Annotated in this window: 23 protein-coding genes and 1 pseudogene; 2 read left to right on the plus strand and 22 right to left on the minus strand. The window is 34.5% G+C overall.

Features of this window, described 5'->3' with window-relative positions:
* Positions 1-80: 80 nt before the first annotated feature.
* A complete protein-coding gene (locus BCR26_RS05475) occupies positions 81-944 on the minus strand; it encodes a VOC family protein (protein WP_069697967.1) in 864 nt (287 codons plus the stop codon).
* 82 nt (positions 945-1,026) lie between these two features.
* A complete protein-coding gene (locus BCR26_RS05480) occupies positions 1,027-1,863 on the minus strand; it encodes a LysR family transcriptional regulator (protein ID WP_069697968.1) in 837 nt (278 codons plus the stop codon).
* 170 nt (positions 1,864-2,033) lie between these two features.
* Here BCR26_RS05480 and BCR26_RS05485 point away from each other — a divergent pair, with 170 nt between their 5' ends.
* Entirely contained in the window at positions 2,034-3,056 is a 1,023-nt protein-coding gene (locus tag BCR26_RS05485) for a YeiH family protein (RefSeq protein WP_069697969.1), read from the plus strand.
* 75 nt (positions 3,057-3,131) lie between these two features.
* On the opposite strand, the gene BCR26_RS05490 is transcribed toward BCR26_RS05485, so the two are convergent.
* The 4 genes from BCR26_RS05490 to BCR26_RS05505 all read right to left on the minus strand — a co-directional run bounded on the left by BCR26_RS05490 (position 3,132) and on the right by BCR26_RS05505 (position 7,387).
* Positions 3,132-3,452, minus strand: coding sequence for an LPXTG cell wall anchor domain-containing protein (locus BCR26_RS05490; RefSeq protein WP_069697970.1), 321 nt, complete (start codon positions 3,450-3,452; stop codon positions 3,132-3,134).
* A gap of 38 nt (positions 3,453-3,490) precedes the next feature.
* Complete coding sequence (locus tag BCR26_RS05495) at positions 3,491-4,138, minus strand: hypothetical protein (protein ID WP_069697971.1); 648 nt, start codon at positions 4,136-4,138, stop codon at positions 3,491-3,493.
* 57 nt (positions 4,139-4,195) lie between these two features.
* The gene (locus tag BCR26_RS05500; protein WP_338070465.1) at positions 4,196-4,603 is read right to left on the minus strand and encodes a hypothetical protein; all 408 of its coding nucleotides are present in this window, start codon (positions 4,601-4,603) and stop codon (positions 4,196-4,198) included.
* 132 nt (positions 4,604-4,735) lie between these two features.
* Complete coding sequence (locus tag BCR26_RS05505; RefSeq protein WP_069697973.1) at positions 4,736-7,387, minus strand: fibronectin type III domain-containing protein; 2,652 nt, start codon at positions 7,385-7,387, stop codon at positions 4,736-4,738.
* A 773-nt stretch (positions 7,388-8,160) separates the two neighbouring features.
* On the opposite strand from BCR26_RS05505, the pseudogene BCR26_RS05510 reads away from it, so the two are divergent.
* Positions 8,161-8,648: pseudogene (locus BCR26_RS05510) on the plus strand (transposase).
* 346 nt (positions 8,649-8,994) lie between these two features.
* Here the strand turns inward: BCR26_RS05510 and BCR26_RS05515 are convergent.
* The 16 genes from BCR26_RS05515 to opp1D all read right to left on the minus strand — a co-directional run bounded on the left by BCR26_RS05515 (position 8,995) and on the right by opp1D (position 25,643).
* On the minus strand, positions 8,995-9,324 hold the full coding sequence (locus BCR26_RS05515) for a hypothetical protein (protein ID WP_069697974.1): 330 nt from the start codon (positions 9,322-9,324) through the stop codon (positions 8,995-8,997).
* Positions 9,325-9,358: 34 nt separating this feature from the next.
* Positions 9,359-10,015: a hypothetical protein gene (locus tag BCR26_RS05520; protein ID WP_245341790.1), complete on the minus strand. Its 657-nt coding sequence runs from the start codon at positions 10,013-10,015 to the stop codon at positions 9,359-9,361.
* 52 nt (positions 10,016-10,067) lie between these two features.
* Positions 10,068-10,544, minus strand: a complete 477-nt coding sequence (locus BCR26_RS05525) for a hypothetical protein (protein ID WP_245341791.1) — start codon at positions 10,542-10,544, stop codon at positions 10,068-10,070.
* A 63-nt stretch (positions 10,545-10,607) separates the two neighbouring features.
* Entirely contained in the window at positions 10,608-13,274 is a 2,667-nt protein-coding gene (locus BCR26_RS05530; protein WP_069697976.1) for a fibronectin type III domain-containing protein, read from the minus strand.
* 492 nt (positions 13,275-13,766) lie between these two features.
* Complete coding sequence (psiE, locus tag BCR26_RS05535) at positions 13,767-14,216, minus strand: phosphate-starvation-inducible protein PsiE (protein ID WP_069697977.1); 450 nt, start codon at positions 14,214-14,216, stop codon at positions 13,767-13,769.
* Positions 14,217-14,581: 365 nt separating this feature from the next.
* Positions 14,582-16,804, minus strand: coding sequence for a beta-glucosidase BglX (gene bglX, locus BCR26_RS05540; protein WP_069697978.1), 2,223 nt, complete (start codon positions 16,802-16,804; stop codon positions 14,582-14,584).
* Positions 16,801-18,084, minus strand: a complete 1,284-nt coding sequence (locus BCR26_RS05545) for a PTS sugar transporter subunit IIC (protein WP_069697979.1) — start codon at positions 18,082-18,084, stop codon at positions 16,801-16,803. The genes bglX and BCR26_RS05545 overlap by 4 nt, the downstream gene beginning before the upstream one ends.
* Positions 18,085-18,178: 94 nt before the next feature.
* Positions 18,179-19,006, minus strand: a complete 828-nt coding sequence (locus BCR26_RS05550; protein ID WP_069697980.1) for an AraC family transcriptional regulator — start codon at positions 19,004-19,006, stop codon at positions 18,179-18,181.
* 168 nt (positions 19,007-19,174) lie between these two features.
* Positions 19,175-19,375: a hypothetical protein gene (locus BCR26_RS05555; RefSeq protein WP_069697981.1), complete on the minus strand. Its 201-nt coding sequence runs from the start codon at positions 19,373-19,375 to the stop codon at positions 19,175-19,177.
* 364 nt (positions 19,376-19,739) lie between these two features.
* Positions 19,740-20,099: a 50S ribosomal protein L20 gene (gene rplT / locus BCR26_RS05560; protein ID WP_069697982.1), complete on the minus strand. Its 360-nt coding sequence runs from the start codon at positions 20,097-20,099 to the stop codon at positions 19,740-19,742.
* Positions 20,100-20,209: 110 nt separating this feature from the next.
* Positions 20,210-20,410 carry a 50S ribosomal protein L35 gene (gene rpmI / locus BCR26_RS05565; RefSeq protein WP_069697983.1) on the minus strand — a complete coding sequence of 67 codons (201 nt, stop codon included), beginning with the start codon at positions 20,408-20,410 and terminating at the stop codon, positions 20,210-20,212.
* Between the two features lie 146 nt (positions 20,411-20,556).
* Positions 20,557-21,078, minus strand: a complete 522-nt coding sequence (gene infC / locus BCR26_RS05570) for a translation initiation factor IF-3 (RefSeq protein WP_069697984.1) — start codon at positions 21,076-21,078, stop codon at positions 20,557-20,559.
* Positions 21,079-21,337: 259 nt separating this feature from the next.
* Entirely contained in the window at positions 21,338-22,141 is an 804-nt protein-coding gene (locus tag BCR26_RS05575) for a Cof-type HAD-IIB family hydrolase (protein WP_069697985.1), read from the minus strand.
* Positions 22,142-22,446: 305 nt separating this feature from the next.
* Entirely contained in the window at positions 22,447-23,568 is a 1,122-nt protein-coding gene (locus BCR26_RS05580; RefSeq protein WP_069697986.1) for an RNA-guided endonuclease TnpB family protein, read from the minus strand.
* A 54-nt stretch (positions 23,569-23,622) separates the two neighbouring features.
* The gene (locus BCR26_RS05585; RefSeq protein ID WP_069697987.1) at positions 23,623-24,579 is read right to left on the minus strand and encodes an ABC transporter ATP-binding protein; all 957 of its coding nucleotides are present in this window, start codon (positions 24,577-24,579) and stop codon (positions 23,623-23,625) included.
* On the minus strand, positions 24,579-25,643 hold the full coding sequence (gene opp1D, locus BCR26_RS05590) for an oligopeptide ABC transporter ATP-binding protein Opp1D (protein ID WP_139124887.1): 1,065 nt from the start codon (positions 25,641-25,643) through the stop codon (positions 24,579-24,581). Before opp1D ends, BCR26_RS05585 begins: the two co-directional genes overlap by 1 nt.
* Positions 25,644-25,648 lie beyond the last annotated feature (5 nt).

The raw sequence follows: 25,648 nt of genomic DNA on the forward strand, positions 1-25,648 counted from the left end.
TCTCAGATACCTATTCATCGAACAAACAGTTAAATTAGAAGCAGTTCCTTCTAATCTAAGTCCATACTTTCCAAATCAGATTACTTATTATTATAAGCATCCCGCAAAGTTGCAATATCAATTTTTTTCATTTTGTACAATGCTTGCATTACCCTATTTGCTCGAACTGGGTCGGAATAATCTATCAATGTGTTCATATCTCTAGTAGCAATCTGCCAGTAAACACCATATTGATCTTCCATCCAACCGCAAGGCCATTCTTTCCCTTTAGCTGTAACTTCTGCCCAGATTCGATCAATCTCTTCTTGATTTTCACAATAAACACAGAAAGAAGTCGCCATCGTAAAATCAAAATCATGTTTCCCCGCACTATCCATTACACGAAATGGCTGTCCACGCAGAGTAAATGCCGCTTGCATAATCGTTCCATCTTCATTTTTTTGAATCCCTTCTATTTTACCATCTCCAAAAATAGACAACCAATGATTCATCGCTTCTTCTGCTTTGCCATATTTTTGGTTACTAAACATCAAGGTAGGTGTAATACATTGTTTTTTCCCAGTCAAATTAAGCTGCCAAGACACGCCAAAACAGTCTTCTAACCAACCAAATTTTTCACTAAAAGGATATTGATCTAAAGGCATCAAAACCTTCCCCTCTAATACTAAAGTATTCCATAACTTTTGAAGCTGCTCCTCTGTTTCACAGTCCACAAAAAAGGATATCGCCGGGGTAAAAGTGAACTCTGGCCCTCCATTAAGTGCCATAAATTCTATCTCTCCTAATGTAAATTCAACCGTTAACACGGAACCTTTTGGTTTGTGCTCATCATCAACGTAATACGAAACCTTGCCTTGTTGCCCGTCTTCAAAGGCATTGATGTATAGATTTGCTGCCGCTTCTGCTTCATTATTAAACCATAAACATGTGGAAAATTTTGGCATTAAACTCATCCTTTCTATGACCGAATAGCTTTAACCTAAATGTACAAAATAAAGGAATAAAATACAAAGAAATCGCATGCGTTCAATCAAATTCGTTTGAGTTTCCCTTTTCATAGTAAGTATGAACAAATTCACCAAATTCATTTAATACTCGAGATTTAATATGTGTACGTTTCACAGAATAAAATGGTCGCCAATATTCGTCACCTAATTGTTTAAACGAAAGAGTCTTTGGAAGTCCCTTTTTAGAAAGAATTGATTGACCAATTCCTAGTTCTAAACACTTAATAATCATTTCATTATTTTTAATAAGTAGCTTTTCAGGATTTAAATTATTCTCTAAAAAAAAACGTTCTGTATAATGGTAAACACCAGAGTTTTCTTCTCTTACTAGCCATAATTCTTGAGATAAGTCACCTGCCAGAACCAATTCATCACGCATAATTTCTTTACGAATCACGGTTTCAGAAATCAAAGGTTTTTCGATAAACCCAAAATGCGCTTGATGCTTCTCAATTTTTTCTAACACCTCTTCTGAATTTCCCATTTCTAGCGAAAAAGATACAGTTGGAAAAGCCTGAATAGCCCTCTTCATAAGTTCTGGTAGGTAATGGACTGCAAATGTATTTGAAGCGGCTATAATACAATTTTCTTGCGCACGTTCCTTTTTGTTTAAAGCTTGTAACGTTTCTGACCAATCATCCGAAAGATTTAATAAACGAATATAGAGAATATCTGCCTGCTTTGTTGTTTGAATATCTTGACGACCACTGCGAATAAATAAGGTGACCTCTAATTCTTGTTCCAACTGTTTGATTTGACTTGATACAGCTGGTTGTGAGATAAAAAGTTGATTAGCAGCTTTTGAAAAATTTTTCGTTTCATAGACAACTCGAAATGTTCTCAGTAGTTTAAACATAGATACCCTTTCCATTCATTTTATTTATAGTTACTATTTTAACTATTTATTTCTCAAATGCAATTATTTCAACTATAATTAGATCATTCCTTAACTTTCACACCTCTCTCAAACTTAAAGAAAAATAGCAAAATTTTTTTATATAGAAACGAAAGAAGATGAAAAGAAATATGAACTTAACGAAACTTAAAACAGGAACTCTAGAAATTATTCCAGGATTAGGCATCGCCTTTTTAGTAGCAGTCTGCAGCAAATTTCTAGCGCAATGGCTACCAACTTTAGGCGCTGCAACCATTGCAATTTTGCTGGGCATTCTATTAGGAAATACGTTTTTAAGAAATCCAATACTGGAAAAAGGAACTAAAGTAGCCGAAGGAAAACTCTTGGAATTTTCAGTGGTTTTATTAGGAACAACTGTTACTTTCCAAACAATTGCTCAAATTGGGCTTAAAGGTGGGCTATTTGTTTTACTCCAAATGAGTCTTACTATTATGGGCGCTTATATCATTGGGAAAAAAATGAAATTCTCAGATAATATGGCGTTATTAATGGCTGGGGGAAATGCCGTGTGTGGTTCTTCAGCAGTTGCTTCGATAGCTCCAGCAATTAACGCTAAAGAAGAAGAAAAAGGTCAAATTATTACTTTAGTAAACCTACTTGGAACCATTTTGATGCTACTACTTCCTTTAATTGGAGGAATTCTTTACCCCTCTAATTTATTAGCCAAAAGTGCTCTAGTTGGTGGGACCTTACAGTCTGTAGGTCAAGTGGTTGCTAGTGCCAGTATGATTGATTCAAAAGCTGTAGAATTAGCTATGTTGTTTAAGATCATGCGCATTATGCTATTGGTCGTTGTCGTTTTCTTATTTAGTCAATTTAAAAACCGAGGCACATTGCCTGAAAGTCAAATCATTGAATCAGCTGCGAATAAATCAGCTTTACCTTGGTATGTCGCAGGTTTTTTACTAGCTTGTATTATTAATAGTGTTTTCCACTTACCCGTTCAAATCAGTTCAACTGCTCATTTCTTTAGTAGTTGGTTTGAAATTACTGCATTGGCTGCCATCGGACTACGCTTAGATTTTCAAAAGTTTTTCAAAGAAGGAAAACGTTTCTTGTATTACGGTTTATCTGTAGGAGCCGTTCAAGTAGTTTTAGCGCTTCTTTTGCTGAGTTTTTTAAGAATCGGATAGCTTATTTTTAAAGATGGGATAAACACTTGTGGTAAAAATTCTCCCACAGATGTTTATCCCATCTTATTTGTTTGCCTACGAAGTTCTGCTTTTCTTTTGATAGAACCATACTAGACAAATTAAAATGATTCCCCAAAAAAGAAAATTATTTTTATGTTCTCCTGTACTAGGAAGCTTTCTGAGATAAATCTCGCCTTCTTTTGGCTCCACTACCTCTCCATCGGATTTCGAACCAGATGAAGATAAACTGGACGAGGAGGTTTCCATAGTTCCACCAATTTTTCCATCAATAGTCAAAGAAGTGGCAAAAACAATGTCAGAAAGTCCTATTTGAAAGTAGATTCCTGTTATTATTGACACCACGATTAACAAGAAGTTTTTTGACTTACGATGCATTTTTTCACCTCTCGTTTTATCGTCGAATCGTTGCTAGTTTATTGACCGATTGTACTTCCATCAGCTTGAATAGAAGCAAATTTCAATGTTAATTTATAATTTTCAGACTTTGCTACTGTTTCAACATCTGTCGGTAAATTTTGTGATTTTCCAGTGTAGTTAAAATCGACTGAATTTCCAAAATCTTGTCCACTACCTTTCTTCAACTCGCCCATGTTATTAGCTAAAAGCAACCAAGGAGTTGCTAGTTTAGTTGAAAATTCGCCATCAGAAATTAAATCGAATGACACAGGTGTTGTAATCAATGGTTTTTTGCTATCATCTGGATTAATTGTTAATTGGTTGACATAAACAGGCGTTCCACTCATGCCATCCAAATAAACAGCAACCCCACGACCAGAATTATTAGTGATGTTGTAGATGGCTGATTCAATATTAGCATGGTTGCTAGCTATCGTGGTATGGAAAGCTGTTGCGGTATCAACGGTTACATTTATCCAGTCATCTGAACCTTCAGGTAAATTAGTTTCTGGATCGGTATTGTCTAACTTTCCAATTGAGCCATTAATTTCAACTTCACCGGAATTAATTCCATCGAAAGTTTCTGCATGAGCGATTGAACTCAATCCTGTCGTTGCTATTCCAATAACCATCGTTGCTACAAATAATTTGTTGTATTTTTTCATTAATTTTTTCTCCCTTGTTTATACTATTTTTTAACAGTTTTTACTGTAAAATCTTTTTTAGTTTGACACTACAATTGTAATGCTGGCTTGTACCTGACCCCGTTTTTCTTTGGTTTTAGGATCATAGATATTAAATGTTGCAGTTGCAGGGTATTTGCCTTTAGGTAGAGCCTTTTCTAACTTTGCCTCAGTAATTTCATAGCCTGGCTCGATAGCTCCAGAAGAATAGACCTGCTCTGCTTCTGCTCCATCAAGGGTAATCACAACCTCAATGGGGTAAGCATTCGCTTCCGGATTTTGAATGAATAGTTTTCCTTTAGCCTTACTGTTTTGAAATATAGCTTCCGGTTTAATGACCATATTAAATTTACTGGCATCAACTTCTTTTTGTTCTGCTGCTTGAACCTCTTTATCGGTCATTTTTTTAGCACCTTTTTTATCTGGTAAATACTCTCCAGAAACCACTCTGACGGGCTCTTTTTGTGAAAAGTAAAAATATGTACCTGCACCAATTGCGATTAAAGCAAGAAGTAATAACAGTAACCATTTCTTTTTATTTTTTTTGTTCTCTTCTCTATTTTCTATGTGTATTCCCTCCTATTTCACTTGTTCGAATTTTAGTGTCATTAGATATTTTGGCGTTAACATTGGACTTAGTGGATTAAAAAATTTCCCTCCAAAATCTAGTTGGAATTCCTTTTGATCGGTTGTATTTAAATCTCCTATTAATACAGGATTGTCCCCTACAGATTCCGTTAAATCCGTTTCATAACTAGTTTTTCCAACCCCAAATAATTTTAGATTAAGACTATCTTCTCCAAATTGGCCATTGTCATCTGACACCAACTGAATTGAACCTGCATCTTCATTTTTCTTATTTAGGTTCGATACCATTACTTGCACCGGAACAGTCCCTTTATTTACAACCTGATACTCATCACTCTGGGAATAAATCTGACCCGCTTCTACAGTCTCTAAATCTTTATTTTTCGTTTGAAAAGCCATCTCAATTGGGATTTCTACATCAATGATTTCTTCAATTCCAGTCGTAAATTGCGTTATCGGCAGTTCCGTTAGGACAATTTCCTCCCCTGAAACACCAGTAACTCGGACTCTTACATAGTAAGTCGTTTCTGGAGTTAAGCCAGACAATTCATAAGAAAATTTTTCATTTTTATTCCCAGTAGAAGTTGGTGTTACACTTTCATAGGTTGTAAACTTATTATTTTCACTATAGTCAATTGCTACAGCTTGATAAACACCACCATAATCTACGGGATTGTTTAGAATCGGGCTTTCTTCTCCATTGCTAAAATCTGTCCATACGCCAGTATCACTTGCAAGCACTCCAGAAATAGTAGCTGAACGATCGCGTATCTCTCTTACATGAATATGCTCTAAAGTAGGTAGAGTAGAAAATGCTACTGGTGTAGAAAAAGAACTGCGGCCATTTTGATTCGTTACCATTGCCTGATACCAATAATTTGTATTAGGGTTTAATCCATTGACTTGATACCCATAAGTAAAGACATGAGACGTATCTAACCCTTTAAAATCTGTTACATTCTCAATATGCTTCGCCTTTTCAAGGGTTCCTGTATCTTCTAAGGAATTAAATAAAAGGTATTTCACTTCTTTTGCTGGACTTTCAAAGTTTTCGGAAGTAACAGATAACTTCGCAGAATTGTCTGTTTGATCCTCAACTTTTGTTGATAAAATTTTCGGTACTAAAATACTTTCAAAAACAAGCCGATAAGACGAGCCTAAAAGCTTTAGATTTGTAGAAGAAAGTTGCTCCCCTCCAAGATTACGATAGACTGTCCCATTAGCATTTAACCGAGCCTCAGTCGCATCAAATGTTCCCAACTTTGCACTTGAATTTGAATAACTTTCAACTTTCATACGATTACTTGCCAGAAGAGATACGTTTTCAACAGCAGTAGAATTCGCCAATAACCCTAAAGTCCCTTGAGCTGTCCCACTAAAATCAACTTTTTTTGGATCAAGTAGGTTTAGATTGAATTGATTATTGGAAGAAAGATCAAACATCGGCCCAGAAGCAATTGTCATGTCTAGCTTGGCATTTTCTTTGACAGTAAATGAGCCTTTTGCATCTTTAATTTGAATTGGAAGTTGCAATGATAAATTTACTGACGATTTTTTTTGAAAATCAAAGGTTACAGTTGAATTATTATTCAGATTAGGATAGATAAATCTTTTTCTAGTTGCATTCGAGACATCCGTTTGCTTGACACTTAAATAACCATTTTCTTCTACTGTAATCTTTTGATCAAAACTAGCAGAGCTATAAATAAACGCTCGATTGGTTGTAACATCAAAAGAGGCATCTTTTCGCACTACTATTTGGGTCGTATCTTTGTATGGATTGTTGCTATTTGTGCTATAAGAATAAATTAGCCCATCAATTGAATAAGCATCATGATTAACTGTAGTACGACCTGACTCAATTTCTATATAATTCGTTTCAGCCCATTCTTGAGCATATAAACCTCTGCCAGTTTGAATAAATTGATTATTTCCCCTCAAAATGATGGCGCCGTTAGGATTGTATAGAGGTTGCCCACTATCACTGTAATAACTTATTCCATCGTAAATAATCGTCATATTAGAATAAGTGGAATTCCCCGTAACAATTCCATAATAGCCTACAGAACCAGAACCGTCTGTATTACCAATTACAGCATTCTTAATTGTTACTGTCGCATTGTTTTCTTCTAAATAAAAACCAGTGTTATAACTCCCGGCTTTGCTATATGTAATTTTATACCCATTTCCATCTATCACTACACCATCAGACAATTTGAAACCACTCTGCGCTAAATCAATATTCTTAGTTAATCGAAAGAGTTTCTTACCTTCTGAAAGATAGGTTCTTAATTGAGTAGCTGTATCTACTAACCAGTAAGCATCTTCTCTTACTAGTTCAGTTTTGAGCATATCATCGTTTGATTCAATCAAACTTGATGAAGGCTCCTTCGTATCGTAGATTGTTTCAGAACTCATTGTTGTTTCATATGTATTAGAAGTCATTTCAGACATTTCTATTGAATCACTGACAGAATCATTACTACTTTCATCTATTGATTCTTCCGTTGAATCAGATTCTGTTATTGTTATTTTATCACTAAAATTTATTCTTTCTGAGGCATTTACAATTAAACTTGAATTAGAATTAACGAGAAAAAGAAGAATTGTTGCTAAAGTAACAAGTCTATTTAACTTTTTCAAACACTCACTCCCTTCATTCATATATTTACAAATAAAAAACTAACAAAGTTTTCTTATTCACAAATTTTGATGTTCTAAAAAAAAACACTTTGTAATACTAACAAAGAAATATATCAATTGTCAATAAATTATTTCATAAAATCAGAAATATATATCATAAAATAGATTTAAAATCGATAAAAAGTAGCATTATTTGAATTTGATTATATCTTTATAAGAAAAAATCTACACTTTAGAAGTGAAGCTACTTCAAAAATAAACTCAAATTACCATGAAGCAATCCGCATGCTAAAAGTTCCTTCTACATTGTTGCCTAATTAAGAGTGTAAAAATTTGAAAAACTCCCTCTAAGTAACGAATGTGACTTAGCAATCCATTTGCATAGATGCACTTATCGCCGTTTTTTCTCGTGATTCGATGTAGAAAAATCATTGCTTGGCTTAAAGAACTAAAAGCTTCTGTCCAAAATTCTCAATGGATATAAATTATTAAACAACATAATAAAACAAACTTTTCTAATAAAATCAGATAATCAATATAAAAGGACAAAAAAAATGGTTCTATACTATTTTGCGTTGGTGGAAATTCCTAAAGGAAAACCTACCAGCACTTTTTTGAGTGTTCAAACACAAAAAAGGAACAACAAACTGATAAAATGAAATCGACAAAAACCACAAATCATCAGAAAGGTTGTTCCTCTATGGATAAGAATAACAGAATTTTACTTGGACTAGCAGCTAAACATCTCTCCTTATGATCAATTACTCAAGTTGGTGTTTCCAAATGCCCAACTCATCACTGATTGTTTTCACATTGTCCAACAGATGAATCGAGCCTTAAATCAACTGTGGATAAAGACCATGAAGGCCTTTCAGCATTCCTCTCCACAAGAGCAGAAGCAGTACCGTCCACTCAAACGGTATTGTCGATGAATTACTCAGCCACAATTCAAACCTTGCGTATTGCTTACGATACCGTTCAATTTCTCAAATATGCATTTACTCATCAAAATGACAAGTGTTTCTTTGAAGAGCTTGATACGCTAGATCCCCGATTGCCTTTATGGTTCAAAAAGAAACTGAGTTTCTTCATGAAGCATAAACAAGGAATGACTAACGCTTTCTGTTTTTCTTTTTCTAACGGGATTACAGAAGAGGTGAATCACAAGATTAAGGTAATCAAACGGGTTGCTTATGGCTACCGTAATTTCTATCATTTTCGTTCACGTCTTTACATTGTTCAAGGTCTTATTTTTTCATAGCATTAACAGGAGAAATAGGCGAATATCTCCGCAGCTATAAGGGCAAATCGGGAATTAGCGGCTGTGTATCCATGTTCTTACAGCTGCTTTGACTCGATGTAGGAATGGAATTGGCACAGGGTTCGCCAAGTCGCTTCCGACCAGTTGCCCAGATCATTCTCGCTGTTTTTCTTCTTTCAAAAAAACTTAAAACAAAACCAGAGATTCTCTGTTTTTTGTTTCAAGCTCTTCGATTTTATTCAGTTTTTTGTTCTACCATCAGGATTTGACATAGAACCAAAAAAATCAGAACAAAAAATACACTTTTTGTTCTGACCTTATTTCGATTTAACGTATCAGCCCTATTTTATAAAGAGCTCTTTTTAATAGTTTGATACCTTTTATTTAAGAGATAAGCACAACTTAGCATGATTAATCCAACTAAAAAGAGGAAATTTTTAGATTCTCCTGTAGCAGGAAATTTTTTCAAAAAAATTCGTTCTTCTTGAGGTTCTGCCAATTTCTCAACAGATTCTGAACTAGCTGATTCTCGGAAAGAAGTATCCTCTGTCCCACCAATCCGACCTTCTATTTGAATAGAAGCTGCAGATACATCTACATCATCATTTAGATAAAAACCTATTCCTCCTGTTAACAGCACAACTAGTAAGAAATAGTTGAATAACTTTCGGAACATGATTTCCACCTCACTGCCTTATATTTAAGTATAACTATCTACCAATTTTTTCTCCATTTGCTTGAATAGAAACGAACCTTAATGTTAGTGTATAGTTCTCATTCGTTGCTTTTGTTGCGGCATCTGTTGGTAAGTTTTGCGATTCTCCTAAGTAATTAAATTCCGCTCTTTTACCCAAGCTTTCTCCACTACCAATTTCTAATTCATAATTTTTATTGGCTAAAACTAACCACGGAAGCTCTGGAGCAGACTTTATAAATAGTTGTCCATTATTAACAATCCCAACTGAAGTCGGTTCATTCTTTATTGCTGGAAATACTGGTTGCGGGTTTATTCTTAATTCTTTTACATATTTTGGTGTTCCTGTCATTTTCTCAACATAGACTGCTACTCCACGCCCAGAGTTATTTTCGACACTATATGTAGCCGAGGTAATATCTTTGTGTTTACTAGCGGTTGTTGTATGAAAAGCTGTTGCTGTATCTAATGTTACATTAATCCAATCATCAAACCCTTCAGGGATTTCAGTAGTTGGATCGGTATTGTCTAGTTTACCGATGGTTCCTTTGATCTCAATATCTCCAGTTTTTACACCATCTAATGTGTCTGCTGTACTAATTGAACTAAAGCCAGTAAAACCTAACCCTATAATCATTGTTGCTGCAAATAGTTTGTTGTGTGTTTTCATCATTCTTGTTCCCCTTTATCTACTATATTTTTTCAGTTATTCTGTAAAACCTACTTTAAGTTAATACGATAATTGTGATACTCGCTTGCACTTGACCTCTTTTTTCTTTTGTTTCAGGATCATAAATATTAAAGGTAGCAGTGGCTGGATACTCTCCTTTAGTCAAATTTTTATCTAATTTAGCTTCTGTGACTTCATAGCCCGGTTGAATGGCTCCTGAAGAATAGACTTTTTCTTGCCCTTCTTCATCAAGTGTAATAATGACTTCGATTGGATAGGCATTGGCTTTAGGATTTTGAATAAATAGTTTTCCAGTATCATTGCCATTTTGAAACAGTGCTTCTGGCTTAATAACCATATTAAACTTACTAGCATCAACCTCTTTTTGTTCCGCTGCATTGACTTCTTTATCTGTCATTTTCTTGGCACCTTTTTTATCTGGTAAATAGTCACCAGAAACCACTCTTACAGGTTCCTTTTGCGAAAAATAATAGTAGGTTCCTCCGCCAATTGCTATCAAAGCAAGTAGCAATAATAGTAACCATTTTTTTCTATTTTTCTTATTTTCTGTTTTCGTTTCTATTTTAAATTCCTCCTACTTCACTGGTTCAAATTTAAGTGTCATTTGATATTTCGGTAAAAGCATTGTCCGTAATGGATTAAAGAATTTCCCTGAAAAATCTAATTGAATCTTCTTTTGATCGGTTGTATTTAAATTCCCTATCAAGACAGGATTTTCATTTACCACGTTCGCCAAATCAGCTTCAAAAGTCGTTGCACCAAGACCTGATAATTTTATGCTTAGCGCATCTTTCCCTAATAAACTAACCGAATCCGATGTCAGCTCAATTGTTTCGGCATCTACATTTTGCTTTTTAAAATCAGAAACACTAACTTGAACTGGAACCGTCCCTTTATTCACCACCTGATAATCATCACGTTGTGAATAAATTTCACCAGCATCTTTTGTTCCTAAATCCTTATTTTTCGTTTGAAAAACCATCTCAATTGGAATTTCCACATCAATTACCTCTTCAAGCTGAGTCGTAAACTCTTTCACTGGCGTTTCGCTTAAAATAAATTCTTCTCCAGAAACATCGGTTCCTTTAACCCTTACATAATAGGTAGTATTATCATCTAAACCAGTTAACTCGATGTAAAACATTTCATTCTTATTCCCGTCTAAAACCGGTTCTATTGTTTGATAATTTGCAAAGTTTTTATCTTTACTATATTCAAAAAATAGATTTGTATAAATACCACCATAATCAGCCTGCTTATTTTTGATAGGATTCTCTTCACCATTACTAAAATCAGTCCAAATTCCTGTATCACTGTCTAGCATAGCGAATAAAAGAACGGAATGCGTTGTTACACTTCCTGCATATAACACGTTAAGTATCGGCTTCGTGGAAAAAGCAACCGGACTAGAAAGTTCACTTCGACCATTTTGATTCGTTACCATTGCTTGAAACCAATATTTAGTGTTAGGGTTTAATCCATTGATTGTATGCTCATAAGTAAACATGTTTGAAGTGTCTTTTCCTTCAAAATCAGTAACATTTTCAATATGTTTCGCTTTTTCCAACGTACCTGTGTCTTCTAATGAAGTAAACAAAAGATATTTTACTTCCTTTGCTGAGCTACCATAATTTTCCGAAGTCACTGACAACTGAGCAGAATTTCCGGTTTGCTGATTCACTTGTGTTGATAAAATCATGGGTATCTTGATACTTGTAAAAACAAGCCGTTTCGAAAGGCCCAAAAGCCTTAAATTCTCATCAGTAAGTTTCTCACCCATAATATTTTGATAAACTGTTCCATTAGCATTTAAAATAGTCGTTTTTGTCTCAAAATTAGATAACCAAGTTGTGGAATTAAAGTAACTATCTACTTTTACCTTATTACTAGTTAATACAGCTAAACTATCAACAGAAGCATTATCAGATAATAATCCAAAAGTACCTTGCCCTGTCCCTGTAAAATCCGCCAGTTTAGGATCATAAATGATGATTTTAAAATTATTTTTTGTAGTGATATCAAACGTTGGACCAGATGCTACAGACATATTTATCGTAGCATTTGGATTGACTATAAATGATCCCGTAGCTGCTTTAACTTGAATTGGCGCTTGTAAATCTAACCTTACGTTCGAGTTTTTGTCAAAATTAAATTTTGCAGTTGCGTAAGTATTCAAATCTGGATAAATAAATCTTTTTCTCACTAAGTTAGTAGCTTCTGTTTGTGAGATATTTAAGTGTCCGTTTTCCTCAACTGTGATATTTTGAGCAAAGCTAGCAGAACTATAAAGAAATGTATGATTTGTTTGAACATCAAACGTCGCCTCTTTCTTAACTACAACCTGTGAACTATTCTTATATGGGTTTCCTGCTGCTGTACTATAGGAATAAATAAAACCATCTGTCGTTGTAGTCTGATGGTAGACAGTTGTTGTCCCACTCTGTATTTCCACATAGTTTGTTTCCGCCCATTCTTGAGCATAGCTTCCAGATCCCATTTGAACAAATATATTTTCTCCTCGAAAAAGAAACTTTCCATGTGGATTATACAAAGGCTGTCCATTATTACTAACATAAATTACATTCTCAAAAATAATTGTTGAGTTGCTAAATCCTGAGTTGCCGGTGACAATCCCATAATAACCAGTTGCACCAGAGCCATCAACATTACCAAACTTTGTATTCTTAATCGTTACAGTCGCATTAGATTCTTCTAAACAAAAACCAGCTAGGTAACTTCCTGCTTTATTATAGGTAATTTTAAAGCTGTTTCCGTCAATGACTACACCATTAGATAATTTGTACGAAACCATTTCCAAATTAATATCATTTGTTAAACGGAAAAGTTTCTTGCCTTCTAAAAGATAGGTCCTTAACTGAGCCTCTGTGCTTACCAGCCAATAAGAATCTGAATCTTGTTTACTCGCTAGATACTCTCTTTTTTCAATCTTATGTATTTCTGATGAAGACTCTGAAGTCATATCTGAACTTTCTACAGTTTCAGGAACTTCTATGTTTTTATCTGAATTTACTATTTCAGGATTTTCTGAAGAATCACTACTTGGTTCTATTGTACTTTCTTTGCTAGTTGCTTCATCTTTTACCTTGGAAGATGTTGTTACCGTTTTCTCAAGTTTTTCTGTTTGCCCTTCTGATATTGCTTGAGCTTTAACAGCAAAACAACTATTTAGAATAAAAGAAATGAAGACCGCTAAAACAATTATTTTATTTAACTTTTTCAAACCCTCCCTCCTTCTAAAAAAATCCTAAATAAAATGAAAATAAAAAAAATCATATCGTTATATGAGAACTAAAATACACATAAAAACATGCTTTATATAATAATATTATACATTTATACTACCAACGAAAGTTAAATAAGTCAATGCGAAATATCTCTTTATTCTTTTTTATGATATAAAAAAAATATTTTATAAAAATAAAAAACGAGAGGATATATGGTTTTTCTGTATCAAAATTTAGTTTCAACAGTCTGATTTCTTTTTCTTTTTAATTATTTTAAACCAATAGAAGGATCAATTATAAAAAAAAAGCTTAAAACAAAAAATATTTGTTCTAAACTTTTTTAATTTTTTATCTCTAGTAACCTAATCCTAGACAAAAAATAAAATTTACAAAAATTCAACTTAATTGAATTTTTATCCTAAAATAGAAAGTTGAATTATTTTAAAAAGAATAAATTTGTTTATGCGAATCAATCAAAAATAATTACTTTATTGCTGATTCTCCTCCGACTCTTCATTCATATGCTTTTTTGAAATCGAATGGAAACTATTCCCTTGTATACTTAATACGAACAATACTAAAACTAATACAAAAATTGATAATGACAACAACAACGTCTGCATACCATCTCCATGAATAACCATCAACTGGCGCAAAACTGCAGTAATACAAATTAGTACTAAATAACGAATGGGAATATGGTGCCCTTCTTGAATATAGCGAATTACCATAATCACAAACTCAAAAAGAATGAAAAAGGATGTGATCTCCTGAATTAATAATGAAAAAACTTTTGGTGCTAAGGGTTGCTTTACAAATAGAACAATATCAACCCATTGCTTAACCATAAAAACAATTAACAACAACGCCAACATACCTAATAGTATATCTAGCAATAAAGTCAAAAACTTTTTAAATGTCTCAAACTGAATTTTCATCTTTCCCTCCTTTAGCTATGTTTATTGATTTTCAAAAACTTTAGATATTACCTTTTAATTATACTCTATTCATTTAAGCAAGAAAATAATATTGAACCAAAATTGTTTAGAAAAATTTTGACGTTAAAAACTGACTGATAAAACTATGACATCAATTATCATTCAAATCTAAATTTATTTTTCCACCCATCAAAACACTGACAATAAAAAAGCTTTAAGTATAATTCTGCAAATTATACTTAAAGCTCCTAATCAAAAAATGGACATTCATATCAAACAAAGTACCAATCAAATCAATTTCTAAGTATGAATAGAAGAATGCGACTTTTGTAAATCAATACCTTCTCTTCATCCTAGCTCATTCATTACAACTTTAGTTCAAATCTACTCTCAAGTGTCTCTTCTGAGTTTGGACCTACGAAAACAAGGAACTCTCCAGATTCCACATTAAAATCCATTGAACGTGTATAATAATATAAATCCTCTTTTGTCAGAGTGAAAGAAATCGTTTGCTCTGCTTTTGCAGCCAATAGAACTTTTTTATACTTCTTAAGTTCCTTGACTGGTCGAACAACTGAACCAACTACATCTTGAAGATATAATTGAACAGTTTCTAAGCAAGGAATAGAGGATGTATTTTTTATTGTGATAGATACAGTTAATTTTTCAGTCATTATATCCGTACTCAACGCTAACTCAGAATACTCTATTTCACTATAGCTTAACCCATAACCGAATGGAAACAGTGGGTTATTAGGACAATCTAGGTATTTAGAAACAAAACGACCTTTGTGAGTCGAACTAGTCAACGGACGTCCTGTTTTAAACTCGCTATAATACATCGGCAACTGTCCTACATGATATGGAAAGCCCAAACTTAATCGACCCGATGGATTGACTTTCCCTAACAGGATCTCAGCAAGCGCATTGCCCCCTTCAGTTCCAGGAAACCACGCTTGAAGAATTGCATCCATTTGCTTTATTTCATCTGTATAAACAAGGGGTCTCCCACTAAATGAAATCAAAATATTTTTCTTTCCAAGTGTAACCATTTCTTTGATGAACTCTTTTTGAATCGTTGGTAATGTAATATCTGTTCGACTGCCAGCTTCACCACTTTGCATCGTATGCTCACCCATAGCAAAAATAATGACATCAGCCTTTTCCCCTGCAGCTAAAGCCTTTTTTAGAAACTCTTTCTTAGCATCACCAGACATTGCAATAGATGCTATCTGTTCTTTCGTTGCACCAAATTCACCAAGAAAATCATAGTTTTCTAACATGTCACAGCCTTGCTCAAAATGAAAATGCTCTTCAACTATCTCTTTTTCTAAACTGGACTTAAGAGACACTACATCCGAAGTTTTCCCATGAACCGCCCACAACCCAATTAGATCCTGTTTATCACCATAAGGACCCACCAATAAAATCTTCTGCTTATTAGGAGCCAATGGTAAAATATTATCTTTATTCTGAAGTAAAACAATCGATTCTGAGGCAACTTGACGTGATAGCTCACGATTTTTTTCTGTTAGTAACATTAGTTTTTCATTTTCTACAGTTGCACCTCTATAAGGATCTTCAAATAAACCTAATTTATTTTTTAACTTAAGCACACGCCAGACAGCTTCATTGACTAGTTGAGGATTAATCTCTTGGTCTTTTATAAGCGGCTCTAACTGCTTGGCATAGCAACTAGTTTTCATATCAATATCTGTCGTCGCATTGATTGCCATCAGGCTCGCTTCACGATCATTTTTGGCTACACCATGAGCGATTAGCTCTTGAATAGCCGCGTAATCAGAAATAATTACCCCTTCAAATCCCCATTCTTCTCGCAAAATTTCTTTTAAAAGAAACTCGCTTCCTGTAGCTGGAATACCATCGTAGGTGTTAAATGCAGTCATCACCATCTCACAACCTGCATCAACCGCTGCTTTATAACCACTTAAATAGTCTTGACGCAACCGCCGTTCAGACATATCTACATTTGCATACTCTTTGCCAGCTTCACCTGCTCCATAAGCGGCAAAATGTTTGACACAAGAAGCGATTCCTTCGATCGTTCCATCTTTTTCTTGCTGAAATCCCTCAACCATTGCTTTCGAAAAATCAGCATTCAAAACTGGATCTTCTCCTGTTGATTCAAGACACCGCCCCCAACGAGCATCTCTTACTAAATCAACCATTGGAGCAAAGGTAACATGTGCACCTGCTGAACGAGCCTCCGATGCTGTTACCTTATATGCTTTCTTTACTAATTCAGGATTCCAAGTAGCACCTAAGCCAAGAGGGATTGGAAAAATGGTTCTATAACCATAGATAATGTCGGCCATAAATAACAAAGGTATTTTGTGACGACTCTTAGCTAAATATTTTTCTTGAATAACTCTCGTTGTCTCAGCACCCGTTACATTAAGAACTGATCCTACCCGGTCTACAATCTCCTGTGTAATCCCAAGTTTTTGTTTTGGCCCAACGGCTAAGGCCTCACTATGAAAAAAATCGCCTGATAGTTGAATTAGTTGTCCAATTTTTTCAGGCCAACTTAGGGAATTCATTAACTTTTTTAATTCTTTTTCTTTCATGATTGTCCCTCCAATTTTGCTGCTTCTTGCTCTAGTTGATAGGTTATATTATCTAAATGTTTAAACCATGGATACCATAACAGTGGCGATAGAATAAATTGAATGAATAGCTGTAGGATAATTACTGAAAGACTCCCTTCAACTGCTGCATGTAATCCAACCGGTAAACCAAAGATGGACTGTACACCAATAAAACGAGCTACCAATCCCATTTTTGTTAAAAAATATGCCAGAATTAAAGCAATTGTATTATTAGTGATAAACGGAATCGCTAAGTTAAAGTTCAATACAAGCGGCATCCCAAAAATAACTGGTTCAGTAATTCCAAATAGGGCTGGTAAAATCGAAATTTTACCGACCTCACGAAACTGTTTGCTTTTTGCTCGCAACATTAAAACAACTAATCCCAGTGCTAAACCACCAAAAGTCATAATACTAAAGAAGGCTAAACCAACAATGTTTGGAGGTACTTGTCCCGCTTGTACAGCATTCAAATTTTCAACATCCATCGCCATCCAAAGTGGCGTTACCAAAGGCATAATGACATTCGTTCCATGGATTCCAAAGAACCATAGAATCTGTTGTAGCAAACTTAAAAAAATCATCGCACCGATTGAACCACCAATACCTTTTAAAGGTTGCTGAATGATTGAGTAGACGAACTGGTGCATACTGCCAAAAGAAGTCATGTTAAATAGAAAACTGATGAAGATAAACAGGATGCCTATTAAAATAGCAGGAATTAATGCTTCAAACATTCTTGTTACCATTGGCGGTACTCCAGCAGGCATTTTAATCGTCCAACCTTTTTTCTTAATTCTTAAATACAAACTAGCACTTACCAAACCAACTATCATTGCAGAAAAAATCCCTTGAGAACCCAACCAAGTAAATGGAATTCCTGCTGTTTTATCAATCATCTGCCCACTAGGTGTAATAATTAGAAATGACATTAAGGAGATGACCCCCGCTGAAACCGGGTCCTCCTTGTTATCTAATTTTCGAACCAAATGATACCCCATTAAAATAGTAATATAAATAGCTAAACTTCCAATCGTCATTTGATTGACTTTACTTAAAATTTCAGTAAAAGCTGTCAACTCTTTCATTCCTGGAATAAAGTTCAGTAAAACAATTAATAAAACTGAAATAGAACCAATAAAAACTGGTCCGAGTGTTGACATCATCGCACCTGAAATTGTCTGTAAATAGGGATTCGTACCCAGTTTATCAAACCAAGGGCTTACCTTGTTAAAAAAAGCTGTAATTTTCTCTTTCATTCCAATTCCTCCTGAAATATTCTTTGATACTCTTATTATATTTTGAAACCGATTACAAATCAGTTCGTTTTTCAATAAGAAATCGGAAATTTAATTACTTTTTAAAATATTTTTGGCGATATTGTTGTGGAGATAGCTCATAATTTTTTTTGAACACATTATAAAATGACTTTACCGTTGAAAAACCACTATTATAAGCGATATCTAAAATTGTAGCATCTGTATCACGCAATTCTTTGTAAGCTGCTTCCAATCTAATCGAATGTAAATACTCTGTAAATGTTATGCCCATAAACTTTTTGTAAAATCTAGAAAAATAGGAAGTATTGTAGCTAAAAACTTGAGCGACTTCTTCAATTCCTAAATCTCTATGATAATTTTGAAGGATATAATCGTTTACTTCCCTCATTTTTTCCAGATATTTAACCGATTGAATCTCCTTGATGTTGGCTACTGACATTAGATGCTCTTTACAAAGCTCTGATAACAATCTATAAACATTACTTTTGACCAATAGATGTTCTGCCAATGAGGACTTGGAAAAATGTTTTCGAATAGATAAAAGTAATTCTTTCAACACATTTGATTGCTGTTTTGGCGTCAGCTCAAAGATAAAGTCTTTCCCATATTGACCTTCCGTGGCTTCTGCCAAATATTCTAGCGGAAATTGAATGGCTAAACACTCCCCTGGAATGGGACTACGGGAAGAATGGACAATGTTTGAATTAATAAATAAAAGATCATTTTCTTTTAAAGAATAACAAGTATTCTTAAAAGTCACTTCCAACTCCCCCGAAATGCAAAAAAGCAGCTCCCCACTTCCGTGCCAATGAGAGGGAATTAAACGATCTGGAGATTTCGTATAAAAAGTAAATATCTTACATGGATAATTTCCTGTTGGAACAATTTTTTCATATTTCATTTTGATTCCTCACTTTTCCTGTAAAGTATATTCAGCCAACATCTTAAACTCTTTCAGTATCTCAGTCAACCTTTATTTTCTAACATTTTTTAGAGATATTAAATTTTAAATAGGAGCATTCAATATTTTTAAATCAACATATATATGTGTGTGTTATAATTTGTAAAATCAAAAATGGAGGGAAATTTTTTTGAAAAAAATGATACTAACTTGCTTTATTTTGAGACTTTTCTTGGTAAGTAGTGGCTCAAAAAATAACTCTTTAACCACTGCAAAATCAACTAGTAATGAAAGATACATACCAAGCGAGTTATCATCACCACCCCTTTCAACCAGCACCAAAAGTTCAACTACTCCAGAAATCCTCAACCAACAGACCTCCTAAGAGACTACTATAATTGTTATTGACACTAAAGAAAAAACGCCGCAGAAAACACTTGATACTCAAGGTTTTGAAACTAACGATAATCTCAGTTTCACTCTTCTAAAAAGAATCAAAAACGACTATCTCTTCTAGAGACAAAGTAAATACATCTTAAAACAAGGAGGCTCAGGAACTGTTATTTTTACAAGGGTACACCAGACGGGGTAGTAACGCTATCTGATCCAAAAGGCAACCCATAATTAAAATACGTAACTGCCGCTACTTTTGTTAACTATAAATAAAATCTAGATAAAAAAATACCCACTCAATAGAGTGGGTTAAAACGTTGTTAGAACAACGTTAGTTTAATTATTTAGCTAAAGCTTCTTTTGCTTGGTCAGCTAATGTTGTAAATGCTGATGCATCATGAACAGCTAAGTCAGCTAACATTTTGCGGTTGATATCGATTTCTGCCAATTTCAAACCGTGCATTAATTTAGAATAGCTTAAACCATTCATACGAGCTGCTGCGTTAATACGAGCAATCCATAATTTACGGAAATCACGTTTCTTTTGACGGCGATCTCTGAATGCATAGTAATATGAATTCATTACTTGTTCTTTTGCTGTTTTAAATAAAATATGTTTTGATCCATAATAGCCTTTTGCTAACTTAAGAATCTTTTTACGACGTTTACGGGTTACTGTTCCACCTTTAACACGTGCCATGGTTAATTCCTCCTAAATATCTATCATTTCTTTGAATTTCTGTTATTTTTTTGAAAGAATCCTTTCGGGCTTTTCAAAACTATCTAGCTTAGCAATTTAGCTCAGCTTTCTTATTTCATTCTTGCTAATTGTTGGCGAATACGTTTGAAATCGCCAGCTGATACCATGCTTGCTTTACGCAATTGACGGCGTTGCTTTTTAGTTTTGCCGTGGAAACGGTGACTTGTAAATGCACGGAATCTCTTTAAACCGCCTTTACCAGTACGTTTGAAACGTTTTGCTGATCCGCGGTGTGTTTTTTGTTTTGGCATGACTAATTTTCCTCCTCAAAATCTTTCGTTCAACTGAACAAGTACATCCAGTATGTCATCCTGAAGCCTGATAAACCTATCTTAAAATATAATGTTTATATGACTCTCTTTAACATCGACTAATTATCGAGCTCAGTTTTCTCAATTTACTTGTCGTTTTTCGGTGCCAGCGTTAGAAACATGCTGCGTCCATCCATTTTCGCTTTTTGTTCAACTGTTGCGATATCCGCAGTTTCTTCTGCCAAGCGATCAAGAACCTTCTGACCAATTTCTTTATGGGTAATGGCACGACCTTTGAACCGGATCGAAGCTTTCACTTTGTCCCCTTTTTCTAAGAACTTACGTGCATTACGAAGTTTTGTATTAAAGTCATTCACATCAATAGTAGGACTTAAACGAACTTCTTTTACGTTGATCACTTTTTGTTTTTTACGAGCTTCGCGCTCTTTCTTTTGCGTTTCAAAACGGAATTTTCCATAATCCATAATTCGCGCAACAGGTGGTTTCGCTGTAGGTGCTACAAGTACTAAGTCCAAATTCGCTGTTTCAGCAATCTTCAGTGCTTCTACTTTTGTTTTGACACCTAATTGTTCCCCATCATGTCCGATCAAACGTAACTCACGTGCACGAATGCCGTCGTTTACCATCATATCCTTTGCTATGGTCATTCACCTCCAAGTTTTTTAAGAGAAAATTAAAAGCTAGTGCATTGAAGACTTCCTTAAGAAGACAATAAAAAACAGGCTCTGCTTACAGAACCCGCGACTATTCCATCTCAATTACCACCATAAGTGATAGTAGGAATCCTCTTATCTAGCCCAGTGACAACGTCTACTAAGGCGAGAAGCGGGTGCTTCTGCTTTCATTTCTCAACTCTTACATTGTACGATAATTAGGATTCTATGTCAACTGTTTTTTAGTCGATCATTAATTATTTTGAAGCAATTGCTCTAGTGTCACTAAAACGCCTTGCTCATCATTTGAAGAAATAGTCTTTTGGGCTACCTCTTTCACTTTTGGTTGGGCATTTCCCATTGCAAAACTATGTCCCGCATGAGCCAACATTTCCAAATCATTTCCACTATCACCAAAAGTAGCTAGTTCCTCCGCATTAATCCCCCAAAGCTCTTGAAGCTGCATCAAACCATTCGCCTTGTGAATTCCTGAAATAATCAAATCAATGTCTCCATGACCACTAGAAACAGGAACTAGTTTGTCTCCTAGTGCTTCATGTAGTTGCTCTAAAACTATTTCTACTTGTTGAACAGGAAAACTTAAAGCAAATTTGAAAATAATGTCTTCTTCTATCTCAAGCAGGTCTGGAACTTTTTTTAATCGATGATAGTATTTACTGCCATGTTGAATAAATTCAGCCGGTTCTTTTTCATTTACATAAGCACTATTCTTTCCACACAAAATAGTATGTCCGTCTTCAAATTGCTCCAAAATTGTTAATACATCAACTACCGTTTTTGGATCAATTTCCCCATAAAAAATTTCTTTTTCTTCACTAACAACATAAGCGCCATTTTCAGCTACAAATGACAGCTCTTTGGCAATTTCTGGAAAAAATGACTTCAATTGATAGTACTGATTACCACTAGCAATAACAAAACGAATACCTTGTTCTTTCATTTCTTGATAAATATTTGCAAATCGTTTCCGGTCATAGTCTTGCTGACTATTCAAAAAAGTACCATCCATATCCACTGCTACCATTTTAATTGTCATGATTTTTTTCCTTTCCGCTATTATTTCGTTTATTTTGACTGTCTTTTAAACTGTTTACATTAAGTATAGAGGAGTCCTCCTGTTTCTGCAATTGGTTCTAGATTAATACTAAAAACCCCATAGTCGTTTAAGAAATTCGATGAATGCCTTAAATTACTATGGAGTAAATTTTTTATCAAATAATAATTAGTGAACTATTTCTATTAAAATAGAAATTTCCTAGAAAAAGATAAATGATCGAATTTAATCGCTATATCTATCTTATATACCCTAGGCTATCCCTGTAGTCCCTACAGTTCATAAAATCAATTAGCTATTGCTTCATTTAATCCCATCGAAAGAACTTGAACACTTGCTGCTATTTCGGGATCTTCTAGTGCTTTTTTCTTATTTACATCTGGCGTAAATAATTTACTTTCAGTTTCTTCAACGATTACGCTAGAATCTTGACAAGCAGATACTTTAATAATTTTTTTATTATACCAAAGCGCTTTGTATTCCAGCTTCGAAATGAACATCGCCCAAGATACGTCCGTGATTCCTCTATTTAGCTTACTATTTCTAAAAAAATCTTCTTTATGAATATCTTCTACACAAATAACATCGTATTTGGTTACAATTTCAGTTGTAATTTTATTCAAGAAGTCTATTCTTTGATTCATTAGTTTTTCATGCATTTTAGCAATTTTTAACTTTTGCTTTTGATAATTTTTTTGTTGAGAAATATCCATTTTTTTTGACTGGGCTATTTCTTTTCTGCGTATTAATTTTTTTTCCTCTCTTTTCAAGCGAATCTGAAAATTTTGCGTATATTTATCATTATCAATTCGCTGACCATTAGACAAAATAGCAAACTCAGATGTTCCTAACGTTATCCCAACTGCGGAATAGGTTTTAGGCGCTTTAGGAATTTCTTCCTCACAAAGCAAAGAAACAAAATATTTTTTACTAGGACTCAAAGAAATCGTTGCAGACTTTATTTCACCTGTTAACGGACGATGAACCTTCATTTTAATCAGTGTTTTCAACTTGGGAACTTTTAAATATTTAGAATCAAGTATTTTAATGGTTCCATTTTGATTATTCGTTGTGTAAGATGAAACAGAATCTTTTCTCTGCCTCAACTTAGGAAAACCAACCGATTTATTTTTATGAAAGTTCTTAAAAGCCCGATCCAAATGGACTTGTGCATTAGATAATGCTAAACTATCAACTTCTTTTAGGAACGGATAGTCTTTTTTATATTTCGCAGGTGTTGGGTATTTTATTTTAAGCTTAGAATCTTTTTTCAATTTTCGGTATATTTCTACACGGTCTTGTAGTAAAAGATTATGCACAAGTCGAACACAAGAAAACGTCTTTCTTATAAACTCTTCTTGCAATGGGTTAGGATAAAGTCTGTACTTGTAAGCCTTCAGTACTTTCATCACATGCCCCCCTACCAAGATAATAACAGTAAGTATTTTTATAAGCTTGAGAAATTAATTAGCTGCTTTTTCTTTTTTTTCAATAATTTTTTGACGGTAACCTGCTACTTCATCTTCAGCGCAATAAACATAATGTCCATCTAAAATTTCTCTTAAATCACGCTCTTTACCATCTTCCACTTGCGGTTTATAAACAATTCGTTTACGAGAACGTTCATAATCTGGATCTGGTAAAGGTATCGCAGATAGTAGACTTTCCGTATAAGGATGAACACCAAAATTATAAACATCATCACTTGAACCTACTTCTAGTAACTTACCACTATGCATTACACCAATACGATCACTAATATGTTTTACCATTGATAAATCATGGGCAATAAACAAATACGTTAGACCGGCATCTTTTTGTAAATCTTGTAATAAGTTAACTACTTGGGCTTGAATTGAAACATCCAATGCTGAAATTGGTTCATCACAAATGATAAAGCGTGGATTCACAGCTAACGCACGAGCAATCCCAATACGTTGACGCTGACCACCTGAAAATTCATGAGGGTAACGTGTTCCGTGACTTGGATCAAGCCCAACTACTTTAAGTAATTCATTGACTTTTTCTTCACGTTCTGCATTATTTTCTGCTAAATTATTAATATCAATTCCTTCAGCAATGATATCGTTAACTTTCATTCTAGGATTTAATGAGGCATACGGATCTTGGAAAATCATTTGTACTTCTCGTCTAAATTCTTGCATTGCTGTTTTTGAACGGATTTTACTAATATCTTCACCGTCAAAAATAATCTCACCACTTGTTGGATTATATAAACGAATAACACTACGGCCAGTTGTCGATTTTCCACTACCAGACTCTCCAACTAAACCAAATGTTTCACCTTCATAAATATGAAAGCTAATATCATCTACTGCTTTTACTTCATCTTGACGGCCAACATTGAAATACTGTTTCAAGCCTTTTACATCTAAAAGAACTTTCTTTTTCTCACTCACTATTTACCGCCTCCTGCATTTATTGTATTGTGACGTTCTGCATAAAGCGCCCAACGTCTAGCAATTTCTGCTGGTGGAGTTACTTTCGGTGCTTGTGGAGCCAATAACCAAGTTGCAGCATGATGCGTTGGCGAAACTTCAAAATATGGTGGTGCTTGTTCGGTATCAATTTTCATCGCGAACTCATTTCTTGGATAGAACGCGTCTCCTTTAGGTGGATCTAATAAATCCGGTGGAGAACCTGGAATCGCATATAGCTTATCTTCAGTGCCTTCCATTGTGGGCATTGACCCTAGCAATCCCCAAGTATAAGGATGTTGTGGGTTATAGAAAATTTCTTCTGATGTTCCCACTTCAACCAAACGTCCACCGTACATTACGGCTACACGGTCTGCTACATTAGCTACAACACCTAAGTCATGAGTAATGAAAATAATTGATGTACTAATTTTTTCTTGTAAATCTTTCAAAAGCTCTAAAATCTGTGCTTGAATTGTTACATCCAAAGCTGTTGTTGGTTCATCGGCAATCAAAACTTCCGGGTAGCAAATCAACGCAATTGCAATCACAATTCTTTGACGCTGTCCCCCAGAAAACTGGTGAGGATAATTTTTTAAACGCTTTTCAGCATTAGGAATTCCTACTAATTTCAGTAATTCTAATGCTTGAGCCAACCCTTCACTCTTAGACACTTTATTATGTTTCACCAAAGATTCCGCAACTTGTTTTCCGATTGGCATCGTTGGGTCTAATGATGTCATAGGATCTTGGAAAATCATTGCGATTTCTTTTCCTCGAATTGTCTGCATTTGTTTTTCTGATTTTTTTACAATATCTTCACCTTTAAACAGAATTTCTCCATTGTCGATGTTGGCATTGCCACTTAATAAGCGCATGATACTTCTAGTAGTTACTGATTTACCACTACCAGATTCTCCAACAATTGCCAAAGTTTCTCCTTTATAAAGATCGAAACTAACACCACGAATCGCATTTACTTTTCCAGCAAACGTATCAAAAGAAATCTGTAGGTCTTTCACTTCTAATACTTTTTCCATAGTCATTCACT

Origin of the sequence: Enterococcus rivorum, from assembly GCF_001742285.1 — a bacterium.
Lineage (GTDB): Bacteria > Bacillota > Bacilli > Lactobacillales > Enterococcaceae > Enterococcus_L > Enterococcus_L rivorum.

What these genes read in the sequence shown, in the direction of transcription:
- BCR26_RS05475 (WP_069697967.1), bottom strand. Translation starts at nt 944, where the DNA reads ATGCCAAAATTTTCCACATGTTTATGGTTTAATAATGAAGCAGAAGCG.
- BCR26_RS05480 (WP_069697968.1), bottom strand. Translation starts at nt 1,863, where the DNA reads ATGTTTAAACTACTGAGAACATTTCGAGTTGTCTATGAAACGAAAAAT.
- BCR26_RS05485 (WP_069697969.1), top strand. Translation starts at nt 2,034, where the DNA reads ATGAACTTAACGAAACTTAAAACAGGAACTCTAGAAATTATTCCAGGA.
- BCR26_RS05490 (WP_069697970.1), bottom strand. Translation starts at nt 3,452, where the DNA reads ATGCATCGTAAGTCAAAAAACTTCTTGTTAATCGTGGTGTCAATAATA.
- BCR26_RS05495 (WP_069697971.1), bottom strand. Translation starts at nt 4,138, where the DNA reads ATGAAAAAATACAACAAATTATTTGTAGCAACGATGGTTATTGGAATA.
- BCR26_RS05515 (WP_069697974.1), bottom strand. Translation starts at nt 9,324, where the DNA reads ATGTTCCGAAAGTTATTCAACTATTTCTTACTAGTTGTGCTGTTAACA.
- BCR26_RS05520 (WP_245341790.1), bottom strand. Translation starts at nt 10,015, where the DNA reads ATGATGAAAACACACAACAAACTATTTGCAGCAACAATGATTATAGGG.
- psiE (WP_069697977.1), bottom strand. Translation starts at nt 14,216, where the DNA reads ATGAAAATTCAGTTTGAGACATTTAAAAAGTTTTTGACTTTATTGCTA.
- bglX (WP_069697978.1), bottom strand. Translation starts at nt 16,804, where the DNA reads ATGAAAGAAAAAGAATTAAAAAAGTTAATGAATTCCCTAAGTTGGCCT.
- BCR26_RS05545 (WP_069697979.1), bottom strand. Translation starts at nt 18,084, where the DNA reads ATGAAAGAGAAAATTACAGCTTTTTTTAACAAGGTAAGCCCTTGGTTT.
- BCR26_RS05550 (WP_069697980.1), bottom strand. Translation starts at nt 19,006, where the DNA reads ATGAAATATGAAAAAATTGTTCCAACAGGAAATTATCCATGTAAGATA.
- rplT (WP_069697982.1), bottom strand. Translation starts at nt 20,099, where the DNA reads ATGGCACGTGTTAAAGGTGGAACAGTAACCCGTAAACGTCGTAAAAAG.
- rpmI (WP_069697983.1), bottom strand. Translation starts at nt 20,410, where the DNA reads ATGCCAAAACAAAAAACACACCGCGGATCAGCAAAACGTTTCAAACGT.
- infC (WP_069697984.1), bottom strand. Translation starts at nt 21,078, where the DNA reads ATGACCATAGCAAAGGATATGATGGTAAACGACGGCATTCGTGCACGT.
- BCR26_RS05575 (WP_069697985.1), bottom strand. Translation starts at nt 22,141, where the DNA reads ATGACAATTAAAATGGTAGCAGTGGATATGGATGGTACTTTTTTGAAT.
- BCR26_RS05580 (WP_069697986.1), bottom strand. Translation starts at nt 23,568, where the DNA reads ATGAAAGTACTGAAGGCTTACAAGTACAGACTTTATCCTAACCCATTG.
- opp1D (WP_139124887.1), bottom strand. Translation starts at nt 25,643, where the DNA reads ATGACTATGGAAAAAGTATTAGAAGTGAAAGACCTACAGATTTCTTTT.